20 protein-coding genes are annotated in these 21,280 nt (G+C 61.5%); 9 read left to right on the forward strand and 11 right to left on the reverse strand.

Translation table 11 applies throughout. The features are described from left to right. The first annotated feature begins 58 nt into the window (after nucleotides 1-58). From P3T16_RS08835 to P3T16_RS08850, 4 genes are all read left to right on the forward strand, one after another. Nucleotides 59-856, forward strand: coding sequence for an ABC transporter ATP-binding protein (locus tag P3T16_RS08835; protein ID WP_429341945.1), 798 nt, complete (start codon nucleotides 59-61; stop codon nucleotides 854-856). Between the two features lie 25 nt (nucleotides 857-881). Further along, on the forward strand, nucleotides 882-1,742 hold the full coding sequence (locus P3T16_RS08840; RefSeq protein WP_429341946.1) for an ABC transporter permease: 861 nt from the start codon (nucleotides 882-884) through the stop codon (nucleotides 1,740-1,742). Nucleotides 1,743-2,114: 372 nt separating this feature from the next. Further along, nucleotides 2,115-3,242 (forward strand): porin, encoded by a 1,128-nt coding sequence (locus tag P3T16_RS08845; protein ID WP_429341947.1) that lies wholly within the window; start codon nucleotides 2,115-2,117, stop codon nucleotides 3,240-3,242. 111 nt (nucleotides 3,243-3,353) lie between these two features. Further along, nucleotides 3,354-4,979, forward strand: a complete 1,626-nt coding sequence (locus P3T16_RS08850; protein WP_429341948.1) for a methyl-accepting chemotaxis protein — start codon at nucleotides 3,354-3,356, stop codon at nucleotides 4,977-4,979. A 153-nt stretch (nucleotides 4,980-5,132) separates the two neighbouring features. Here the strand turns inward: P3T16_RS08850 and P3T16_RS08855 are convergent, their stop codons facing one another. The 7 genes from P3T16_RS08855 to P3T16_RS08885 all read right to left on the reverse strand — a co-directional run bounded on the left by P3T16_RS08855 (nucleotide 5,133) and on the right by P3T16_RS08885 (nucleotide 10,241). Further along, a complete protein-coding gene (locus P3T16_RS08855; protein WP_429258533.1) occupies nucleotides 5,133-5,537 on the reverse strand; it encodes a DUF3331 domain-containing protein in 405 nt (134 codons plus the stop codon). A gap of 35 nt (nucleotides 5,538-5,572) precedes the next feature. Continuing rightward, on the reverse strand, nucleotides 5,573-6,088 hold the full coding sequence (locus P3T16_RS08860) for an Ohr family peroxiredoxin (RefSeq protein WP_429341949.1): 516 nt from the start codon (nucleotides 6,086-6,088) through the stop codon (nucleotides 5,573-5,575). A gap of 25 nt (nucleotides 6,089-6,113) precedes the next feature. After that, the gene (locus P3T16_RS08865; RefSeq protein ID WP_429341950.1) at nucleotides 6,114-6,869 is read right to left on the reverse strand and encodes an SDR family oxidoreductase; all 756 of its coding nucleotides are present in this window, start codon (nucleotides 6,867-6,869) and stop codon (nucleotides 6,114-6,116) included. Nucleotides 6,870-7,104: 235 nt separating this feature from the next. Further along, a complete protein-coding gene (locus tag P3T16_RS08870) occupies nucleotides 7,105-8,106 on the reverse strand; it encodes a LysR substrate-binding domain-containing protein (RefSeq protein ID WP_429341951.1) in 1,002 nt (333 codons plus the stop codon). Between the two features lie 107 nt (nucleotides 8,107-8,213). Then, nucleotides 8,214-8,621: a cupin domain-containing protein gene (locus tag P3T16_RS08875; protein WP_429341952.1), complete on the reverse strand. Its 408-nt coding sequence runs from the start codon at nucleotides 8,619-8,621 to the stop codon at nucleotides 8,214-8,216. 71 nt (nucleotides 8,622-8,692) lie between these two features. Then, nucleotides 8,693-9,172, reverse strand: a complete 480-nt coding sequence (locus P3T16_RS08880) for a carboxymuconolactone decarboxylase family protein (RefSeq protein WP_429258537.1) — start codon at nucleotides 9,170-9,172, stop codon at nucleotides 8,693-8,695. A gap of 187 nt (nucleotides 9,173-9,359) precedes the next feature. After that, on the reverse strand, nucleotides 9,360-10,241 hold the full coding sequence (locus P3T16_RS08885) for an RNA polymerase sigma-70 factor (RefSeq protein WP_429341953.1): 882 nt from the start codon (nucleotides 10,239-10,241) through the stop codon (nucleotides 9,360-9,362). Nucleotides 10,242-10,594: 353 nt separating this feature from the next. Here P3T16_RS08885 and P3T16_RS08890 point away from each other — a divergent pair, with 353 nt between their 5' ends. The 3 genes from P3T16_RS08890 to P3T16_RS08900 all read left to right on the forward strand — a co-directional run bounded on the left by P3T16_RS08890 (nucleotide 10,595) and on the right by P3T16_RS08900 (nucleotide 12,815). After that, nucleotides 10,595-11,518 (forward strand): Ku protein, encoded by a 924-nt coding sequence (locus tag P3T16_RS08890; protein ID WP_429341954.1) that lies wholly within the window; start codon nucleotides 10,595-10,597, stop codon nucleotides 11,516-11,518. 47 nt (nucleotides 11,519-11,565) lie between these two features. Then, a complete protein-coding gene (locus P3T16_RS08895) occupies nucleotides 11,566-12,354 on the forward strand; it encodes a tetratricopeptide repeat protein (RefSeq protein WP_429342058.1) in 789 nt (262 codons plus the stop codon). A gap of 122 nt (nucleotides 12,355-12,476) precedes the next feature. Beyond that, a complete protein-coding gene (locus P3T16_RS08900; protein ID WP_429258541.1) occupies nucleotides 12,477-12,815 on the forward strand; it encodes a hypothetical protein in 339 nt (112 codons plus the stop codon). A gap of 144 nt (nucleotides 12,816-12,959) precedes the next feature. Here P3T16_RS08900 and P3T16_RS08905 read toward each other — a convergent pair whose 3' ends face one another. From P3T16_RS08905 to P3T16_RS08915, 3 genes are all read right to left on the reverse strand, one after another. Continuing rightward, the gene (locus P3T16_RS08905) at nucleotides 12,960-13,253 is read right to left on the reverse strand and encodes a DUF1330 domain-containing protein (RefSeq protein WP_429258542.1); all 294 of its coding nucleotides are present in this window, start codon (nucleotides 13,251-13,253) and stop codon (nucleotides 12,960-12,962) included. Between the two features lie 483 nt (nucleotides 13,254-13,736). Further along, the gene (locus P3T16_RS08910) at nucleotides 13,737-14,954 is read right to left on the reverse strand and encodes a hypothetical protein (RefSeq protein WP_429341955.1); all 1,218 of its coding nucleotides are present in this window, start codon (nucleotides 14,952-14,954) and stop codon (nucleotides 13,737-13,739) included. 630 nt (nucleotides 14,955-15,584) lie between these two features. Beyond that, nucleotides 15,585-16,730 (reverse strand): MBL fold metallo-hydrolase, encoded by a 1,146-nt coding sequence (locus tag P3T16_RS08915; protein ID WP_429341956.1) that lies wholly within the window; start codon nucleotides 16,728-16,730, stop codon nucleotides 15,585-15,587. Nucleotides 16,731-16,813: 83 nt separating this feature from the next. On the opposite strand from P3T16_RS08915, the gene P3T16_RS08920 reads away from it, so the two are divergent. After that, entirely contained in the window at nucleotides 16,814-17,428 is a 615-nt protein-coding gene (locus P3T16_RS08920; protein ID WP_429341957.1) for a TetR/AcrR family transcriptional regulator, read from the forward strand. Nucleotides 17,429-18,031: 603 nt separating this feature from the next. Here the strand turns inward: P3T16_RS08920 and P3T16_RS08925 are convergent. After that, the gene (locus P3T16_RS08925; RefSeq protein WP_429341958.1) at nucleotides 18,032-19,090 is read right to left on the reverse strand and encodes an AraC family transcriptional regulator ligand-binding domain-containing protein; all 1,059 of its coding nucleotides are present in this window, start codon (nucleotides 19,088-19,090) and stop codon (nucleotides 18,032-18,034) included. 557 nt (nucleotides 19,091-19,647) lie between these two features. Here P3T16_RS08925 and P3T16_RS08930 point away from each other — a divergent pair. Continuing rightward, entirely contained in the window at nucleotides 19,648-21,273 is a 1,626-nt protein-coding gene (locus P3T16_RS08930) for a 3-(methylthio)propionyl-CoA ligase (RefSeq protein WP_429342059.1), read from the forward strand. The last annotated feature ends 7 nt before the right edge of the window (nucleotides 21,274-21,280 follow it).

Raw genomic sequence — 21,280 nt, forward strand, 5'->3', positions numbered from 1 at the left:
TTTCGTTGCGCCTCCGGTGCCGCCTTCGCGGCACCGGCCACTACCATGGACGTTCCCGATGAACCACGCTGTTTCCAGCGACGCCCCGGTGATCGAGTTCCAGTCGGTCTCATGTCGCTTTATTTCTCCGGACGGCAAGGCGACGATTGCGTTGCGCGATTTCAGCATGTCGGTCGCGAAAGGCGAGTTCGTGGCGGTGGTCGGGCCGACCGGCTGCGGCAAATCCACCACGCTCAGCATGATTACCGGGCTCCTGAAGCCGACCACCGGCGAGGTGCGCGTGATGGGCGCGCCGGTGGACGGCATCGATCCGCGCATCGGCTTTGTGTTCCAGGCCGATGCCGTATTTCCGTGGCGTTCGGTGCTCGATAACGTCGCAGCCGGGCCGCTGTATCGCGGCCGTTCGAAATCGGCCGCGCACGACGAAGCGAACGAATGGCTGCGTCGCGTGGGCCTCGAGAAGTTCGGCAGGCACTATCCGCATCAGCTATCGGGCGGGATGCGAAAGCGCGTCGCGCTCGCGCAGACCTTCATCAACAAGCCGGAAATCCTGCTGATGGACGAGCCGTTCTCCGCGCTCGACATGCAGACCCGCACGCTGATGCAGGACGAGTTGCTGCAGTTGTGGTCGGGCAATGCGGGATCGGTGGTGTTCGTCACGCACGATCTCGAGGAGGCGATCGCCCTGGCCGATCGAGTGTTCGTGTTGACTGCACGGCCCGCCACGCTGAAGAAGGTGTACGAGATCGATCTGCCACGTCCGCGTATCACATCGGAGATCCGCTACGAGCCGCGCTTCATCGAAATCTCGCGCGATATCTGGCATGACCTGCGCGAAGAAGTGCAGATCGCCTGACACAACCTGACACTGGAAAACACTGATGGCAACCCCTGAATACGCGCTGCAGGCGGGCTTCGACCGCGCGTCGCTGGCAAATGTTGAAAAACTCGCCCAGCGCCGGCTGCGCCAGCGACATGCACTGGTCATCGGCCTGCGGGTACTGGTGCTGGTAGTCGTGCTGGGTGGATGGGAAACCGGCGGGCGGCTGAAATGGATCGATCCATTTTTCTTCTCGATGCCGTCGGCGATCTTCGCGCAGATCGTCGACTGGTTCGTGAACGGTACCTCTCAAGGCCCGCTGCTACAGCAGGTTTGGGTCACGCTCGAAGAAACTTTCCTCGGTTTCCTGATCGGGTCGATCGGCGGCATCGTGTGCGGCGTAGCGCTTGGCCGCAACAAGCTGTTGTCCGATGTGTTCAGTCTCTATATCCAGATCGCGAATTCCATCCCGCGCGTCGTGCTCGGCTCGGTGTTCGTGATCGCGCTTGGCCTCGGCATGGCTTCGAAGGTCGCGCTGGCGGTCGTGATGGTGTTCTTTGTGGTATTCGGCAATGCCTTCCAGGGCGTGCGTGAAGCCGACCGCTACATGATTGCGAATGCGCAGATCCTCGGTGCCTCCAGGCGTCAGTTGACTACTTCGGTGGTGATTCCATCGGCGCTGTCGTGGATTCTCGCGAGTTTGCACGTGAGCTTCGGATTTGCGCTTGTCGGTGCGGTGGTTGGCGAGTTCCTCGGTTCGAAGCAGGGCATCGGCCTGCTGATCTCGACAGCGCAAGGTGCATTTAATGCGAGTGGTGTATTCGCAGCAATGATCGTGCTGGCGGTGGTGGCGCTCACCGCGGACTATCTGCTCACCGCGCTGGAAAAGCGCTTGCTGAAGTGGAGACCCGCGGCATTCTGAACTTCACCTGGCGGGGGAGGATACCGCCACCCGAGGCCTTGCGCTCGTCGGCGACGAACCGGGCGCAGGCGCCATCGACATCCATTTTTTCCCCGTTTGCGCAAGCATCCTTGCATCTCGAGCGCGCAGATCACGACGTCGCGTGGTCCGGTTACATCCTGCGCAGCAACGATGCCCCATAGCGAACGCCGATTTTGTGACGTACATCAGTGAATACACGTAGTTGTGCAAAAGATACGGGAAAGGTGCTTGAAGGATTGGGGTAACTAGGATTGCGTTCATCGGCCGAGGGGGCGTCGTCTGGAAATCTGGCGGCAGTCACGGCAGACGACGAGAACGAAAATTTTGACGTAGTAATTTGAGGAGACGATCTTGAAGAAAAAGTATCTGGCTTTGGCCGTCACGGCAGGCGCTTTCGCGGCGACCGGCGCGCACGCACAGTCGAGCGTCCAGCTTTATGGCCTGATGGACCTGAGCGTTCCCACCTATCGGACGCACGCGGACGCGAACGGCAATCATGTCATCGGCATGGGCAACGACGGTGAACCGTGGTTCAGCGGCAGCCGCTGGGGCTTGAAGGGCGCGGAAGACATCGGCGGAGGCTCGAAGATCATTTTCCGGCTGGAGAGTGAATTCGTAGTCGCCAACGGCCAGATGGAAGATCCGGGTCAGATCTTCGATCGTGACGCATGGGTCGGTATTGAAAATGGCACATTCGGCAAGATCACGGCAGGGTTCCAGAACACCATTGCACGCGACGCATCGACGATCTACGGCGATGCCTACGGCAGCGCCAGGCTGACGACGGAGGAGGGCGGCTGGACGAACTCCAACAACTTCAAGCAGATGATTTTCTACGCGGCCAGTGCCACCGGCACCCGTTATACCAACGGCCTCGCATGGAAGAAGCTGTTCAGCAACGGCATCTTTGCCAGCGCAGGCTACGCATTCGGCAACACAACGACTTTCAGCTCCAACTCCAACTACCAGGCAGCGCTTGGGTACAACGGTGGCTCGTTCGACGTGTCGGGTTTCTACAACCACGTCAACCGCGTTGGCTTTACGAACCAGACGTGGTCGGTGGGTGGCAACTATAACTTCGATATTGTGCGCGTCAATGCGGGTTATTTCCGTTACCTGGGCAATCAGGGTTCGCTCGGCCAGCGTCAGGACAACGCATGGACGGTGTCGTTCAAGCTGGCTCCGAAAGGTCCGCTCGACTACGAACTCGGCTATCAGCAGATGCGCGTGCATAACGCCGCATACAACGCCGACGGCAATATCCCGAACGCGAACATCGGCGCTTTCGATCCGGCGTCAGGACTCCACAATGGCTTCAAGGAAACGCTTTACGGTTCGATCTTCTATCATGTGTCCAAGCGCACTGAATTGTATCTGGCCGGCGATTACATGAAGCTGCATGGCGGCTATACAGTCGGAGGCACGTTCGGCTCGAACAATCAGCTCGAACTGACGACGGGCGTGCGCACGCGCTTCTGATCCGGAATCGGAGCCTCGCAGCGGTTCCGTCCAACGATGTTCTCCTGCTTGCGGCCGCGGACCTGTCCGTCGGCCGCTTTTTTTCTGCTCAGCGGGTCGAGGAAGACAGCCATGTTCAGAAATACCACTATCCGGGCAGCTCTGACGATCACGATCGCCGGCTACACGGCAGCGCTGATGCTCGTGATCGCAACATCGATCGCGGGTCTGAAAACGGCCAACACGGCGCTCGACAAGATGTACAGCGAAGAGACGGCCGCGCTGCGGCACCTTACCGCCAGCAGCGAAGCGCTTCTGCAGGTGCGGGTGGATCTCGGCGCGTACGAGACGCTCGTCACGCAGGGAAAGCCAACCGATGCGGTACTCGCGCGAGTGCATGCCGAGCAGACGGCCAGCGATCGTGAGCTGGCTGCCTATGCCGCGCAGCCGCCGGCGAATGAGGTTGAACGGAAGCTGACTGACACGCTGCGCACGAAGCGCGAGCAATTGATGAAACAGGCGCTAGCCCCTGAAATCACGGCGCTCGACCAGAACGATTTCATGTTGTTCCGGACAACGCAGCGGCAGGCGCCCGACACATTGTTCAGTGACTACGGGAGCGCCGCGCTCGCGCTCGAGGATTTTCAGGCCGGGCAGCAAAAAGCACGCTTTGCGTCCGCGCAACAGCATTTTTATATGCTGCTCTGGCTCTTCGGCGCGATCGGGTCTGCCGCGATGGTCCTCGGCCTCGTCGCGCGATTCGCGTTGACGAATTCGATCGTGCGGCCTATCGATGCCGCGATTCGTCATTTCGAGCGCATTGCCGCGGGTGATCTGGCAAGTGAAATCAAAACGCTGCGCGTCAACGAGATGGGACGGTTGATGGCGGCACTCGCCCGTATGCAGGTGGGGCTCGTTGCTGCCGTGAGTCAGGTGCGTCAGGGAACGGCGGCAATTACGCACGGCGTGCGCGAGATCGCGAGCGGCAATGCCGACCTGTCGACGCGCACCGAGCACCAGGCGGCGACGCTGGAGGAAACCGTATCGAGCATGGATGAGTTGACGGCGACGGTCCGGCAAAATGCCGATAACGCGCGGCAGGCCAGTGCGCTCGCGGAAAACGCGTCGGAGATCGCGGCACGCGGCGGCGACGTCGTCGGCGAGGTTGTCGACGTGATCGCGGACATGTCGTCGAGTTCAAACCAGATCGTCGATATCATCGGCGCGATCGAGGGCATCGCGTTCCAGACCAACATACTCGCTTTGAATGCGGCTGTCGAAGCAGCACGTGCAGGCGAGGAGGGACGCGGATTCGCGGTGGTCGCGGGCGAAGTGCGCGCGCTCGCGCAACGTTCGGCCGCTGCGGCGAAAGAGATCAGGGAGCTGATCGGCGATTCGGTTGCGAAGGTGCGCAACGGTGCCGAACTGGCGGCTCGCGCCGGCAAGACAATGGCCGAAATCGTCACAGCGGCCCGCAACGTCACCGGTATCGTCAGCGAAATTAGCGTGGCCTCCGAAGGACAGTCGCTGAGCATTGATCAGATCAATCGTGCGATGACGCAGATGGACAACGCGACGCAACAGAACGCTGCGCTGGTCGAGCAAGCTGCAGCTGCGGCGGCGTCGCTGGAAGATCAGGCGCGCGCGCTCGACGACGCGGTGGCGGTGTTCAGGCTGCGTGAAACAGACAAGCCGTCCGCCGGGGAACCCAGCAGGCAGAACTGGGCCGCGCCCGAGCTGTCGCCGGCGAGCGCATGACGACACCCGACAGAACCGGACACTTTCTGGGAGAGGGCCTCACGCATCACTGGAAGGGGTGTTTCGGCCAGGTGACTGGGGTCCGGGAGCGTTGACCGACGGGTGGCCATCGGCGCAGATGGCCACCGCTCGAGGCTGGCGGCGTCCAGGGTTTTATCGCGCAACGCTCTGCTCTTCCTGCAACAACGTTTCCGCGAGAATCATGTCGAAGGCGTTCGTCGGCTTGATGGCTGCACGTATGAGCGGCCGGAAAACGGCGTCGCCCCGACGCACCGGAACACCCGTCAGCCCGCAAACGCCCGAGGTGCGCGCGAAGCCGGCCCGCCACGTCTGATCCTGATACCGGCCGAGCGTCGAATCGCTCCACGAAATGAGGATCGTGCGTGCCGTCTGCCACTCGATGTGGCTGATGGACGAAGCATTGGCCATCGCGCACGGCTTCGGATTGCGGAAGTTTCGCGATGCATGAAGCGCTGGCCTGCGAGTCAGGCGCGTTGTATCGGGAGTACATCCGCGCAACCAGTTGACGATCTGAAACCAGGGGTCGGTTCTGCTCATGTTCAAGCTCCTTCTATGGACGCAGACAGACGGCGTTACGCTTCGCCGGCGTTGTCCGGCGGCACGAGCGTAACCACGTTCACGATTCCCTGCCGTGCCATCTTGGTGTAAGGGCAAAAGCGCTCGGTGTTGCGAACCAGTTCCTCGGCGACGGCGCGCTCGACACCGGGCAGACGGATGCGGGTGTACGCCGTCAGCATGAACAGGCCATCGATCGGGTCGCGGCCGAAATCGACCGTAACTTCGACCGAAGCGCCTGGAACCGGAATGCCCGAACGTGCCGCAAGCAGACTCAGCGCGCCGTGGAAGCAGGCCGCGTAACCCGCGGCGAACAGTTGCTCCGGATTGGTGCCGCCGCCAGGCCCGCCCAGCGCCTTCGGCAATCGCAGATCGACTGCGAGCTGGCCGTCGTCGGAACGCGCGATGCACGACGCGCGCCCGTGACCCGCGTGGCCGCCCGTCACGGTGACAGTAGTCGAATACAGCGTCTGGGTGTCTTGCCCGTGATACCTGTCGAGCAGCGTCAGCGGCGGTGGACGCAAGGTGGTCATGGCGCGCGTCGTCTGTGGCTGCCGCTTATTTCGCGGCCTGTGCCTCGGCAAACCACGCGTCGAAGTTCACGGTACCGAGACGTGGGTTGGCGCCTGGGACGAGCGTGTCGTCCTGCAACTCTGCACCGAAGTAACGTGCGGTTGCATCTTCGACGGCCCTGCGCGAATCGTGACTCGCCGAGAGGAAACGCTGCACCATTTCGGCAAGCCGCACACGTTCCGGACCCGCGATCTCCACGACGCCGTTGCGCGGCTCGCCGACTGCAAAGTCCGCGACGGCGGCCGCCACATCGTCCGATGCAATCGGCTGGAAAAGCGCAGGTGACAGCCGTATGGTCTGGCCGTCGCTACCCGATTGAACAATGCCGCCGAGAAACTCGAAGAACTGGGTCGAATGGACGATCGTGTACGGCACACCCGATTCGCGGATCAGCTTTTCCTGGGCGATCTTGCCGCGGAAATAGCCGCTTTGTGCGAGGCGGTCGGTACCGACGACGGACAGCGCCACGTGATGCTCTATGCCCGCGGCAGTCTCCGCAGCAAACAGATTCCGGCCCGATGTCTCGAAGAACTCGAGCACAGCGGCATCTTCGAACGAGGGTGAGTTGGCCAGATCGACCACGACGTTTGCGCCCGCCAGCGCTTCGTTCAGACCTTCGCCCGTCATCGTGTTGACGCCCGACGCGGGCGAGGCCGCAACGACGGCATGACCGCGTGCGCGCAGGTCCTTGACGACTTTACTGCCGATGAGTCCCGTGCCACCGATCACAACGATCTTCATGATCTTTCTCCAAGAGCTTGTGCGCGGCTGTCAAACCGCGGCCAGTTTGTCGCATCCGGCTTACATCACATCACTACGTGTGGGACTGCCGGCGCTTTGCCGGACTCGCCGCGATTCGCACGGCGTCCGTACAGGAAGCATCATAGGCATGCACTTCGACTCGCGGTAGAGTCGCCGAGGGACCCACCGTGTTGCATCGGGAGCATCAATCAAGGCATCGTCGATCTGGGTATCGTCAATCGACTGTCGATAACATCGTCATGGTCGTCAGACACTGCAAGTCGAGCGCTCTGGTGTGTTCAGTCATGTAGTCGACGAACACACGGATTCGGGCAGGAAGATGCTTGCGGCTGAGATAGCAGAGGTAGTGACCGCCGTCGTCGGGCGCGTGCTGCGCGAGACTACTGATCAACTGCCCGCCGCCAAGCAGATCGCAAACCTGATAGGCCGGCAACTGCGCGATACCCAGCCCGTCAAGTACCGCCTGCAGGATCAGATCCGCGTCGTTGAACGTGTGCAGCGCGACGGGCTGGCGCCGCTGTACAAGACCGTGGACCTTGAACTCCCACTCCCTGACGCGGCCCGACGGCGTCTGGAAATTGATGCAGCGATGATCGCCCAGTTCGTCGACATGGCGCGGCAAACCATGAGCCCGTGCATAGGCAGGCGATGCGCAGACAATCATCTGCATCGGAATCAGTTGCCGCGCGACGATCCCGCTGCCTTCCATGCGTCCATCGCGAAACGATACGTCGATGCGATCGACGGTGAAGTCGGCGGGACGGTCGCTCAGCAGCAACTCCAGTGCGATCTCGGGATATTGCGTATGAAAGCCCCGCAGCAGCGGCGCGACAATCTTGCGGCCGAAGCCGGGCGTCGAGCCGATGCGCAGATGGCCGCGCGGTGGCCCGTTGCGCAGCTCGCGCATGTCTTCCAGCGCCTGGACGATTCGCTCCACGCCCGGCTGGCAGTTTTCGTAGAAGAGTTCGCCCTCGCGCGTCAGCGACGTGCTGCGTGTCGTGCGCAGAAAGAGGCGCGCGTCGAGCTGAACCTCGAGCTTCTGCACGTTGCGGCTAACCGCGGAACGGCCGATGCCGAGGCGATCGCCCGCGCGGGCAAAGCTGCCTTCGTTGGCAACGGCCAGAAAAGAAACGACGCCTGCGTAACTGGTCGCAAAGCTGCTGGCGAACGGATCGTCGGCGCCGCAGACGGATGGGCGTGATGTGTAATCTGACATGGAAGTGCAAGTCGTGGAGTCCATACGCGACTAGACGTACGAGCGCTTCCATTTGTGACATCGTCCACCGATTTTTTTGCGGCGGATGTGTGGGCGTGCTGACGGCCTTACTTCTCCGGCACGAGAACGGGCGCGCCCTTGTCCTTCAGCAGCAGCACGATGAACTTTGCCGGCTGGGTCTGGCTCGCGTTGCGTCCGACCGTGTGAATATCGTTCGGACCTTCATAGAAGGTCTGTCCGGGCGTCAGCGTGACTTCCTTGCCGCCCTTGACCTGCATCACGATCGATCCCTCCAGCACGTAGACAAAGGCGTGTGCATGATGCCGATGGACGGGATCGACGGAACCCGGTGGATAGGTCACGGTGATCATCAGGGCTTCCTTGCCCGGATAATCGTCGAGCGGTTTCGTCATCAGCGGCGTGACGATTGCGGCGGGCGCCTCGGCGTAAGCCTCGCCCGTCAACGCGCCTCCGACGACGAGCATGGCCAGTGCAGTGTTTTTCAAGCGAAGCATGGTGTGTACCCCTAATGACGCGGCCCGCACGCGCGGGCCGACGATAAAGAAGGACAGCAGAAGCCGTCCGCTCAGGAAAGGTTCGCCTTGTCCAGACCGAATGCCTTGTCGGACGAGCCCGGCACCGTCTTGAACGCGACGTTCGCACGGTTCCATCCGTTGATGGCCATCACTTCGAACGTCAGGTCCGACAGTTCCTTTTCTGAGAACTGGGTACGTACGCGTTCGTAGATATCGTCGGGTACGCCGTGTTCGGGAAGCTTCGTCAGCACTTCCGCCCAGGCAAGCGCGGCGCGTTCGCGCGGTGCGAAGAGCGTCGACTCGCGCCACGTCGCGAGATGATGGATGCGCAGTTCCCGCTCGCCGTGGATGCGCGCTTCCTTCACGTGCATGTCGAGGCAAAATCCACAGCCATTGATCTGCGACGCCCGGATCGACACGAGGTCCCGGATCGATTCTTCGATTGCGCTGTCCTTCAGCAGCTCGCTGAGCTCGACGAACTTCTTGACCAGTGCCGGTGATTGCTGAAAATAGTTGATACGCTGCGTCATGATTTCTCCTGGCGACGATGAGTGAACACCCGTGTTTATCGAGTGCCGTTAGCGGCAAGAGCCGCAACAAGTCATCGTAGACGGACGGGGCGTGTCGCGGTAGGCATACGAACGGGCTCACGGTGTTGCCCGCGCGGCACCAATCCACGACATGCGCCGCGCGTGCGCGCCGGAGAGATATCAGTGTTCAACCGTTGGCGCATGCCGCTGCGATGCGCGCCAGCTTGTCGGGGTTGCGCTGCACGTGGATGCGGACGATGCGCTCGCCGTCCGTTTCGAACGACTGCGCCGATTCGAGCTTGCCTTCGATAAAGCGCAGCAGCGCCCACTGACCGTTCAGCACCACGAGCTTGACGCCGAGTTCGCTGCCGTAACGTCGCGACGACGCGTAGAACAGTTGTGCGATGCGCTGGCCGCCCACCATCGGTTGTGAGAAGCTCGGGACTTTGCCGCCGCCGTCGCCAATCAGCATCGCGTCTTCGGCCAGCAATGCATTGATCGCATGGAAGTCGCCGCGCTGCAGCGCCTGGGCGAAGGTCTGCAGCAGTCGAAGATGCGTCTCGCGCGGCACTTCGTAACGCGGGCGTTCGTCGCGTAGTTGCGCTTTTGCACGGCTGACCAGTTGACGGCACGCCGCCTCTGTCTTGCCGATCGCTTCAGCGACTTCGCCATAGTCCGCGTCGAAGACCTCGCGCAGCAGGAACGCTGCCCGTGCTTCCGGCGTCAGCCGCTCGAGCAGCAACAGAAAAGCCACGGAGACGTCGTCGGCGCGCTCCGTGAATTCCTCGGGCGTAGCCGGCGAGTCGGTTATCTGGGGTTCGGGCAACCACATGCCCGTGTAGTGTTCGCGTTGAATCTTCGCCGCGCGCAGACGGTCGATGGACATCCGCGTCGTGACCGCGACGAGCCACGCTTCCGCGTTGTCGATGCCTTCGCGGGCCGCCGCGTGCCAACGCAGCCAGACGTCCTGCACGATATCTTCGGCTTCGGCAACAGACCCCAGCATTCGATAGGCAATCTTCTGCAATCGGGGGCGGAGCCCGTTAAAGGCATGTGCGTCGTTGTCCATGAACAGACTTCCTGGTGCGTTAGAGGCACAAGCGCCGCTCGAACAAGGTGCTGACAGTTGCATATTGCCACGGATGGGACGGCGCTTGAGACGCCCGGCACTGTCACAAGCTGCCTCCCAGGCTCGCTGCCATCGTTGACGCAGACGGTCAGCCGTTCCCCGGCGGCGTCCAGGGAAACGAGGACGCCGCGCACTGAATGCTACGGTGTTCCCGCACAGCCGGGACTTCGATGCAGCGGGATGATAAGCTTCCGCTATCGTTCGGCCCATTCTGGGTTGCATCGACACCTGGCGGGCTCCGGGGAGCCGGCCGTTACGAGCTGGCGCTCGCGCTGGCTCGAGAGGAGAAGCTCATGCCGGCGCGCTCAATTGCCTCCTTATCCCTGTCCTTCGGTCTTGTCTCCATTCCCGTCAGGCTCTACTCCGCGACCGAGAGCGCCTCCGACGTCCGGTTTAACCTGCTGGCGCCTGACGGCTCCCGCGTGAAACAGCAGTATGTCTCCGAGTCGACAGGGGCTGTCATCGAACGCGCTTCGATGAAGAAAGGCTACGAGTTCGAGAAAGACAAATTCGTCGTATTTACCGGTGACGAGCTCAAGGCGCTGGAGGAAAGCGCCAGTCATGTCGTCGAGATACTGGCTTTCATACCAGAGAAAGCGGTCGACCCGGTCTATTACGACAAGGCGTATTTCATCGCGCCCGACAAACGGGGCGGCAAGCCGTACAGTCTGCTGCAACAGGCGCTGGCTGAAAGCGGCCGTTGCGCGCTTGCCAGATGGTCTTTCAAGGGCAAGACCCGGATCGTCCAGGTGCGGCCGAACGATAACGGGCTTGTTTTCCAGCAGTTGCTCTATGCGAATGAGGTTCGATCGCTCACGGATTTGAACATCGAACACGTTCCGGTGTCGGCTGCTGAACTTAAGCTGGCGCTTCAAATCATCGAGCAGGGTATGGAAGACAACTACGACCCGGCGGCCTACGAGGACGAAGAGAAGAAGCGCATTCTTGCGGCCATCGACAGAAAGATCGAGGGCAAGGAAATCATCTCGACGGAGCCGGAAGAGGCGGTTTCGAGTGGCGAGGTCATCGACCTGATGGAAGCGTTGCGCGCCAGTCTTGGTAGGGGAGGTGCAAAGGCCAAAACCACTTCTGCGCCCAGGCGCAAGAGTGCTGCGCCCGATACGGAAATTGCCGCTGTGCCCAAGGTGCGGAAGCCCGCGGCCCGCTCTCCGAAGACACCGGCCGAAGTTCCAGCAAAGGTGCGGGCCCGGAAGTGACGCGACGACACACCGCGTACGACATTTCGCTAACCCGGTTGCAGTCGATGCTGGGCGTTTCCCGGCGTGTGGTTTCCAGCCTGGTTGCCGCCGGCTTTGTTACGCCGTCGCGCGGGCCACGCAACCGGCTACAGTTCACGTTCCAGGATGTCGTTCTGCTGCGTACTGCATTGCAGTTGCGTATGGCGAAGATACCTCCGCGAAAGATAGTCAACGCTCTGTTGAGACTGAAGGCTGAGTTGCCGGATGAACTGCCTCTCTCGGGCATCCGCGTCACGGCTGTGGGCGACACGATTGCAGTCAGGACTGGACCGTCGCAATGGGACGCAAACACTGGACAGTTTTTGCTTGATATCGAAGTCGCCGACATCAGGGGAGATGTCGTGTTCCTCGACACGATGCCGGGGCAGAAGGAAGCGGCGCTTCAAGCGGGGGAATGGTACGACCTCGGCGAGCAGTTGAGGGAATCTGATGTCAAAGGTGCCGAGGAGGCGTACAGGAAGGCGTTGGAGCTCGCACCCGAGCCGTTTTACGCCGCCTACGTCGACCTGGGTGCGCTGCTGTGCGAAGACGAAGCGCGATGCGAAGACTCGCTTCGCGTCTTCGACGAAGCGTTGTCGCATTTCCCTGATGACGCGGTATTGCATTTCAACCGGGCTGTCGCACTCGACGGGCTCGGTCGACTGGATGAAGCTGCGCAGAGCTACGAGCAATGTCTTGAGCTCAATCCGTCCTACGCCGATGCGCATCACAACCTTGCCATTCTTCGCGACAAACTTGGTGACAAGCAGGGCTTTGTACGCCATTTGAGCGCCTGGCGCCGGTTAAGCAACTGAAGCCGCGAAGAATACTGATGTCTTCTCGTTCCGGATTTGTCCGTCGACGGTTATAGTGAAGTTATGGCTGCGGGGGCGAGCGTCCTGTTCAGGCAATGCAGGTTTTACGGAGGGTCCACAGGATGGCGACAGATATTGGTTCGGCCCATAGTCCGCAGGGACACATATCGGAGTCGCTGCTGACTCTGGCCGAGTATCTCGAACTCTCGCTCGACGCAGGAGCGTGCGTCGTGATGCTGCGCCACAGTACGGACGTCTGCGCTGTTTATGTCGGCGACCCGGCGGGCACTCAGGACGATTTGACTCGCCGGGGAACGATTTCGGCAGGCATGGCCGACGAGATACTTACGATAACAAATGCCGGCGCAAACCGAATAGCAATCGGCGAACAGACGTACCAGTTTGTTCGCAGCTTCACGCAAATCGAGGATAGCGGAGCCGTGGTCTTTTCTCCGGTTTAGCGCTGGGCACTGTTCGCTTCAATCATTGCTTTCGGCAGGCCCTCACTTTCAGACTCTCGTCTGCGCGCCTTGTCGCGCTCGAATCCCCGCGACGCGACCATGAAGCGCCATCTCACGCCGGTCGCAGCCGTCGCGTCTTGCGCGTCATTCGGCGCCGCGAACGATTCGCAGATCGCGCTCGACGGCGTCGCCCAAGGCCCCAAGCGCTTTCTTGTATGCATCGCTTTCGTATGCGGCAACTGCCTGCTCGTAGGTCGGAAACTCAATCACGACAGTCCGCTCCTTCAAGCCGTGCTCACGAACCTCGTCGGCTAAACCGCGCACGATGAATTTGCCGCCGGCGGCCGCCACAGCGGGGGCTGCCAGTTGTGCGTACGCTGCCAGCTTCGACGGGTCCCTGATCTCGCGGTATGCGGTCACCCAATATCCTTTGCTCATTTGAATCTCCTTGTTCTGGGGGCGAGAAAGCAATTTTTGCGTTTGCAAAACAGCGAGCGAATTATGTCACGTGTCGGCATCCCCATTTGTTCGCGCGTGCGACGCCGACTACGCGTTTTACTTCCTGCTGAACTCGCGCTGGAACATGGGGCAATTCAGGTTGTGCTGACTGCGGCGGGCGTTTTCGGCACCGTAATCATTCGCCACAGCGAAGGCCGCGGAGTTCGAGAGCCATGTGCAGATCGTTGATGGAGCTGGTGAAGCGCCGTCAGGCGTTGCGTTCGCCCGCTCCCGGAAGCCAGGTGGCCTCGATGTCGGAACTGTTGTAACCCGGCGTTCGGGCCGGATCGTGCTGCGCGCACGTGGACCTTAATCGTTGTCCTCCTCGTGCTGATGATGTTTTCCGCTCTTGTGCCAGCCGTTGTCGTGCCAGTGCGGGCGGTCCCTGTAGTCGCCTTCATATCTGTGGTCGCCCGCAACCGGTCATCTCGCGTACACGACCGGAGGCTCCGGATACCCGGCTGGAGGCCCCTGGTACACGACCGGAGCCGCTTCGAAGACGACGGTTGGCGGCGCTTCTTGCACAGGAACGTGCCGTGCCGAATGGCGGCGATCCTGCGTGGTGAAATCACCCGCATGACCAGGCCGCCCCGTAGCCAGCTGCGGTGCAGCAAAATCCCGGGACGGTGCAGCGCCGTGATCGAACGGAGCGGAAGGCGCATGCCGGGCGATCTCAGCACGGGCAGCCGCAGTTCCACGAGCGGAAGCTGACGATGATGGCGCGCCATGACCGGACGAAGACGTCGGTCGCTTTGACGATGTCGATTGGGTGATGCCGAACGCCTGCCGCACGCTCGCCACAAAGCGCGACGCCCAATTCCCGCGATTCTGGGTTGCGACGTTGCTCGCTTTGCCAGGTCGTCCTGTAGCCGGCCGCGGTGCAGCAGAATCCCTGGAAGGTGCCGCGCGGCGCTCGAACGACCCGGAAGGCACAGGCGGGGCGAGTTCGGCACGGGCGATTGCGGTTGCGCGAGCAGGAGGCGCGGTCGATGGCGTGACCTGACCAGACAAGGAGACTTGTTGCGTCGACGATGCCGGTTCGGTTATCCCAGGCACCTGCGGTGTGCTCGCCTTCGCTTCGAGGTAGGCGGGCTGATCATGGTTGGACCAGACAGCATACGTGGCGGTAGCCACGACCCCGAGGGCCAATGCGCTTACCGGCGCAACCCAGAGCGCAGGGCGGCCGAACCACGCAGGCGGTGCGGCCGGTACCGGATCAGCTGCAAGACTGGCGCCCACAGCCAGGCTACCTGCACCCAGATGCAGCAACTCCGGCTGTCCGGATTCGGCGCCAGGCTTTGACTCATTTCGTGTGATCTTTCGATAGACTTTGCCCACACTTGCTTGCAGCTGCGGGAACCGCCTGAAAAGGATGATGAGCGAAACGATGACGCACATCACCGTATTGGTCAGATTCATCCAGAACATCCCATTTGGGATCCCCCGGCTCATTTCGAGAAGCATGAGCGCGAACGTGCCATTGCTGAAAGTCCAGCTTCCCCAGCTCAGCAGACTGTGGCTGCGCACGTCGGCTTCCCGCGCGAGGAGTTTGCCGATCGTCGGAAGGTACGTGAGGATGCGCGCCCCATTCCAGAACAGGAACATCGCGCTAAGTGCCTGGATGTAGAGTTCGTGAGACATCTCGACTCCCTTGCCGTACATGGCGGACGGCCCACGGGCTCCGTCGCGGGCACCCGGGGTATTTCGTGCGAGGCTCCTGTTCGATGAGGATCTGCACTCGTCGGGATCGCCGTTTGGGGCGGCAACTTACGTACGCCTGTCAGGCGAACCCGATCGGGGAGGCTGCTGCGAAAGCACGCGCCTGGATACTCCGATTTCAACCGTCCTTTCCGATTTCAGCAGTCCTTGTGCCAGACCTCCGCAAACGGGAGGTACCTGATCGGGTTGCCTGAGCCTTGCGAACCATGCAGCGCGGGATGGGTCCCGGCGCCGCGTTGAGGCGAACCTGTCACGAACCGCGTGGCGCGGGAGCGGGAGATCGATGTGCCGGCTAAACACTGGGCGGCGATGCCCGTCGCGAGACGCAGAGGGTCAGATGAAAAGCATCCCAACACCGCGTCCGGAAGCCGGTCCGGTGGTCCTGCCTGTCGGCCGCGCGGATGGCAACGTTTTTACAACTCACAGGTTCATGATAGAAAATTTATCGCAACGTCGCTGATCCCCATCTTCTACCGCCCGTGGAGGTTAGCGGATAGCCGGCTTGAGTCTGCTGCTGCCGTTCGACATTCGGATGAGTGCGTCGCAGGTGGCTTAGGCACGTGGCGGGTCCTGAAGGTCCGCGTGGCCAGCATTGCGACAGGAGAGCCATCGGCGTGGCGTCCTGGTCGCGTCCACGGTTTCGACGACCTCGCGCCACCACCGCTCTCCGCGGTGCGGGGCGGCCAGTTCCAGCCGCTCGCCCATGCGGGGCGTCGAGAGGGCAATGCCGCGCGCAGCGGCGAGCCCCATCACACGCTCGAACGGCTCCTGCCAGCGATGCATCGCCAGATCGAACGTGCCGTTATGAACCGGCACGAGCCAGCGTCCGCGCAGGTCCACGTGCGCCTGTACTGTGTCGTCCGGCTGCATGTGTACGTAGGGCCATTGAGCGTCGTACGCGCCGGTTTCGATCAGCGTGACGTCGAACGGGCCAAGCCGCTCGCCGATGGTCCTGAAACCGTCGAAGTAACCCGTGTCGCCGCTGAAGAACACGCGCAGGTCGCTGTCGACAATGACCCATGAGGCCCACAACGTGCTGTTGCCGTCGAAAATGCTGCGCCCGGAGAAATGCTGGGCGGGTGTCGCCGTGAACGCGAGGCCGTCGATGTCGACACTCTGCCACCAGTCGAACTGGCGTACTTTCGACGCATCGATACCCCACTCGATCAGCCGGTCGCCGACACCTAGCGGCGTCAGGAACACGCTCGTCGTCGCGGCGAGCGCGAGCACGGTCTCGCGGTCCAGATGGTCGTAATGGTCATGCGACAGAATCACGCCGCGTAGCGGCGGCAAATCCTCAAGCGCGATGGGCGGTGCATGAAAGCGCTTGGGACCGAACCGGCGGAACGGCGATGCACGTTCGGCGAATACCGGGTCGGTCAGCCAGAACTGACCGCGCAGCTTGAGCAGCATGGTCGAATGCCCAAGACGGTACAGGCTGCGGTCGGGCGCGGCGTCGAGCTGTTCGCGCGTCAGCGCGTCGACGGGCAGGGTGCCCGCCGGGACAGTCCCGGCGGGCTTTCTGAACAGCACGTTCCATGCGATGCCCAACGTCTTTCCGATGCCTTCGGCCGGACGCGCCTTGACGTTGCGAAAGCGCTCGCCGTCATGCTGCGCCGAGGAGCGGGACAATTCACGCCCGCGTCGCGCGGCGGTCAGGCCCAGGGCACGGTGGATGAAGCCGGTAATCGATGTCATGTCAGGCGTCCAGCTACAGAAAGTAGACTAGTCAGTGTAATTTATTTTCAAGAAAAGTAAACCGTCCAGTGTAAAATTTAACGATGGACGACAACGCCTCCCATCAGCGCCTGACCGATCGCAAGCGCGCGGCCATCATCGCCGCGGCTATCGAGGAATTTCGCGCCGCCGGCTTCGAGGCGACCAGCATGGATCGCATTGCAGCCCGCGCGGGCGTGTCAAAGCGTACGGTCTACAACCACTTCCCAGGCAAGGAAGCGCTGTTCGCTGCGATCCTGCAGCAGTTGTGGAATGCGAGTCACGCGGCAGAGGCGCCCGCTTATCGCGCCGACCAGCCCTTGCGCGCGCAGTTGCTCCAACTGCTGTCACGGAAGCTGAGCCTGCTGAATGACGAGGCATTCCTGTCGCTCGCACGTGTCGCGATCGCGGCGGGCATCCATTCGCCTGAACGTGCGCGCGACATGGTGGCGCGTATGGGCGAGCGCGAAGAAGACCTGACGGTCTGGATACGTGCAGCCGCCGCGGATGGCCGCCTCAGGACGCCGGATCCGACGTTCGCGGCGCAGCAGTTGCAGGGTCTCGTGAAGGCGTTCGCGTTCTGGCCACAGGTGACGATGGGGCAACCGCCCCTCAGCAAGGACGAACAGAAAGACGTCGCAGAATCCGCCGCCGATATGTTTCTCGCGTGCTACGCGTGATTGACGCACGACGGGCGCAACGCCGTCGTTCCCGCTGGCTACGCCAGACGACACTTGTGCTCTAGCAGCAGGACGAAGTCCTCGCCACCGATGCGCGCTGCCACGAATCTGAGAACGGCTTGGCCACTGTGCTCCCGGGAAAGCCGCGTAGGTAAAAAAAGCGACTGGACGTGAGAAGGGCGAGTGGCGCGCCATCTCCGACTTTCACTAGTGAGGGTGCGTCGACAGGCGTAGCGGCCGAAGTTCTTTTGCACACGCTTCTGCTCTGATCAAGGTCTGCGTGGTTTCGCCCGCTTTCGCTGCCGGACTTCTGAAGTTGGCCACAACCCGCCGTTCACATGCGTCGGCGGGTCGGACGTTCGGGCGTCGGCTCTGCCCGGTAACCGGCCATCCGACCGTTGAAGGCGAACGCTCCTTCCTCGGCCCTTGCGGTCATTCGCGGAATCACATTGCCGCCCGCGCCGAACGTCCGCTCAGTGCGCGTGGAGCAAGCTTTCCTACGCTACAAACCGGGTTAACTGCCGCGCGGCTCCCGCATTGCGAGTCGAGGCCGCGGTCAAGCGGGGGCAACCAGAGATGCTGTGAGTGGAATGCGGAGGTCGACTATGCCGCGAACGGTTGTCCGTTGCTATTCAAGTATTCGGTTGGAGTGACGCCGACCACGCGTCGAAACGCGCGCCTGAAATTACCCGTGTCGCTGAAGCCGAGCTTCAACGCCACTTGCTTGATCGTCACACCGGGGGTGCGGAGCAGTTCACAGGCTCTTTCAAACCGCACTTTGTCCGACAGGTCGCGAAATGCCAGGTCTTCTGACCTCAGATGGCGGTCTATCGTTCGCGCGGATACATTGAGGCGGCGTGCGAGATCTTCCAGCGTTACTTGCTCGCCCTCGGCTGCGCGCAGCACCATCTCCACGTATTCCCCCCAGCCAAAATGGCCGGTTGCGGGGCGCGTGCTCATCAGGCTGCACTGCTCATCGACTTGCTGGACGACCAGCGCGTTGCCCATCGGCAGAGGTCTATCCAGCAGCTCGGCACTCATCACGGCGCGGACGCCGGGCAGCGCATTCTCGCAAAAATGAAACCGTATGGGCGCCAATGCCCGATAGCGTTGGACGTGTGCGGGTTCCGGCATCGACAGGTAAATATCATAGGCCGGAAGGTCGGCGCCAAGCAGCAATCGCACCTGATTCTGATGTGCGATGGCTATCACTTCAAGGATGAAACGTAGGGTCGCTTCGGGCATCGCGATCGTCGGCGTGAAGGTCGTTTCGCCTGGCGATCCGGGCCGACGCTGGTAGTGCATAGCAAAGGTCTCCGTCATCAAGTGGTAATGCCGGCTCGTCATGCACATTACTTCGTGCGCGGTATGGCAACTGAGCAGTCCGTAGCCAAGCAGGTCGTGCGAGTTCATCTTGATGAGCCGACCGAGTTCAAAACCGAGATCTTCCCGGCCCGTAAGTTCATTGGCTACCCGGACAAAGGCATTTACCTCGGTCGTTGACAGCGTGTTGTCGCGCCGATTGAAAGCTGTTTCATCGATCCCGGCGGCGGATAGCAGGCGCGCCGTCTCCACGCCCTGTGCGCGCAGGGCATTAAAAAGTAATACGAAATAACGCGCTGGAATGCGCCGTTGCGGTGCCGAAGTCATTTGTTGCTTCATCCCCATTTTGGAAATGGTATTCGATGAATCCCGCTTGTGAAAGATTGGGGATGTCCCTGAGCAAGAACCGGTAGCGACATGGCAGACGAAATCAGGGAAGTCCCTGGGTGTCCGGAAGTGATATGGGTATGTCAACCGCGGATATCGCCTGGCGAGCCACAACTGAAGATCATAGCCGGATCGTCAACGATGCGAACGAGTCTTTCAGGGTAGGGAAGAATATTGGGTCGTGAGGGTATCGCTCGCCGCTTGCCCGCATCTCCAGTCGTCTACGTAACGCGCTGCTCTTAGAGATGTCGCTCCGCTCGCGCTCACGCACGTCAGCGCCGCATGTATATCCCCGCCCCGTTTTGCTCACCCTGGCCGGCGAGCGGCTCCCAGCCACGTATCGGCGCTGGCCAACTCTGTCGGTCGGGAGAACGGGGCGAGGTCGCAGGCTCGTCTCAGGAATATCCCTGACGTGTCTCGAAGTGACCTGCCGATGTCGACTCCGGATGTCGTTTGACGCCGTGAGTCAGCAGATGATGACGGTCATAGTCACTGACCGGGAATATCAGATGAAGGGCCTGATGATGCAGCAGCCGTTGCTTGTCTCGACGTTGCTTACGCACGCCGAGCGGCATCACGGGGAGCAGGAAATTGTCTCGAGGCGTGTAGAGGGAGACATTCATCGCTATCGCTATCGCGATCTTGCGCAACGTGCGCGGCGCATGGCGAATGCACTGGCGGGACTTGGCGTACTCTCCGGCGACCGGGTCGCCACGCTGGCGTGGAACGGTTATCGGCACATGGAGCTGTACTACGCGGTATCCGGCTCGGGTGCTGTGTTGCATACGCTCAACCCGAGGCTGCATCTCGATCAGATCGTCTACATGATCGAACACGCAGAAGATCGCATCCTTTTCTTCGACGTCGATCTGCTGCCGGTCGCGCAGGCGATTGCCCCGCGTTTGACGAAACCGATGGTGTTCGTGGCGATGACGGACCGCGCACATATGCCGCCTTCCGAATTGCCGGAGCCGGTGCTGTGCTACGAGGATCTAATCGACGCTTGCGACGACGACTTCGAGTGGCCAGATCTCGACGAGAACGATGCCTCGTCGCTTTGTTATACCTCCGGCACGACAGGCAATCCGAAAGGTGTGCTGTACAGCCACCGTTCTACGGTGTTGCACACCTTCGCCGTCGCGCTGCCTGACGCGCTGAACTGCTCGGCATGGGACACGATCCTGCCGGTCGTGCCGATGTTCCACGTGAACGCGTGGGGCTTGCCGTATGTCGCCTGCATGGTTGGCGCAAAGCTGGTGTTCCCGGGTCCCTGGCTGAAAGGCGATTCGCTATATGAGTTGATCGAAACCGAGGGCGTCACGATGTCAGCCGGGGTGCCGACGGTCTGGCAGGGCCTGCTTGCGTACGTCAATGAACATCAACACAGCTTCTCCTCGATGAGGCGCACGGTGATCGGCGGCGCTCCGTGCCCCCCGGCCATGATTGCGGAGTTCCAGGAAGCTCACTGCGTCGACGTGCTCCACGCGTGGGGCATGACCGAATTGAGTCCGCTGGGCACAGTCTGTTCGCTCAAGCCGCATCAAATTTCGATGTCGCCCGATGAGCGGGTGGCGATACAGGCGAGGCAGGGCCGCGCTGTGTTCGGCATCGACATGAAGATCGTCGGCGACGACAGTCGTGAGATGCCGTGGGATGACGTTTCCACCGGCGAACTGTTGGTGCGCGGTCCGTGGGTCGTCGATTCCTATTTCCGGAGCACCGATGCACCTGCCCATCGTGATGGCTGGTTCCCGACCGGCGACATCGCGAAGATCGACGCCGACGGCTTCATGCATATCACTGACCGCGCAAAGGACGTCATCAAATCAGGAGGCGAATGGATCAGTTCGATCGCTATCGAGAACGTCGCAAGCCAGCACCCGGACGTGGCCAGCGCCGTCTGTATCGGCGCGCGGCACAGCAAATGGGATGAGCGCCCACTGCTCCTCGTCGTGAGAAAGCCTGGCAGTGCCGTTGCTGCTGACGAGTTGCTGGCGTTCTTCGAAGGCAAGGTCGCCAGATGGGCCCGGCCGGATGCGGTCGTATTCATCGACACCGTGCCGCTCGGCGCCACAGGAAAGGTGTTGAAGAACAGGTTGCGTGATCAATTTCAGGACTACTTTTTGACGGCATAGTGCGGCG

The sequence above is a fragment of the Paraburkholderia sp. GAS42 genome (genome assembly GCF_050436565.1).
Lineage (GTDB): Bacteria > Pseudomonadota > Gammaproteobacteria > Burkholderiales > Burkholderiaceae > Paraburkholderia.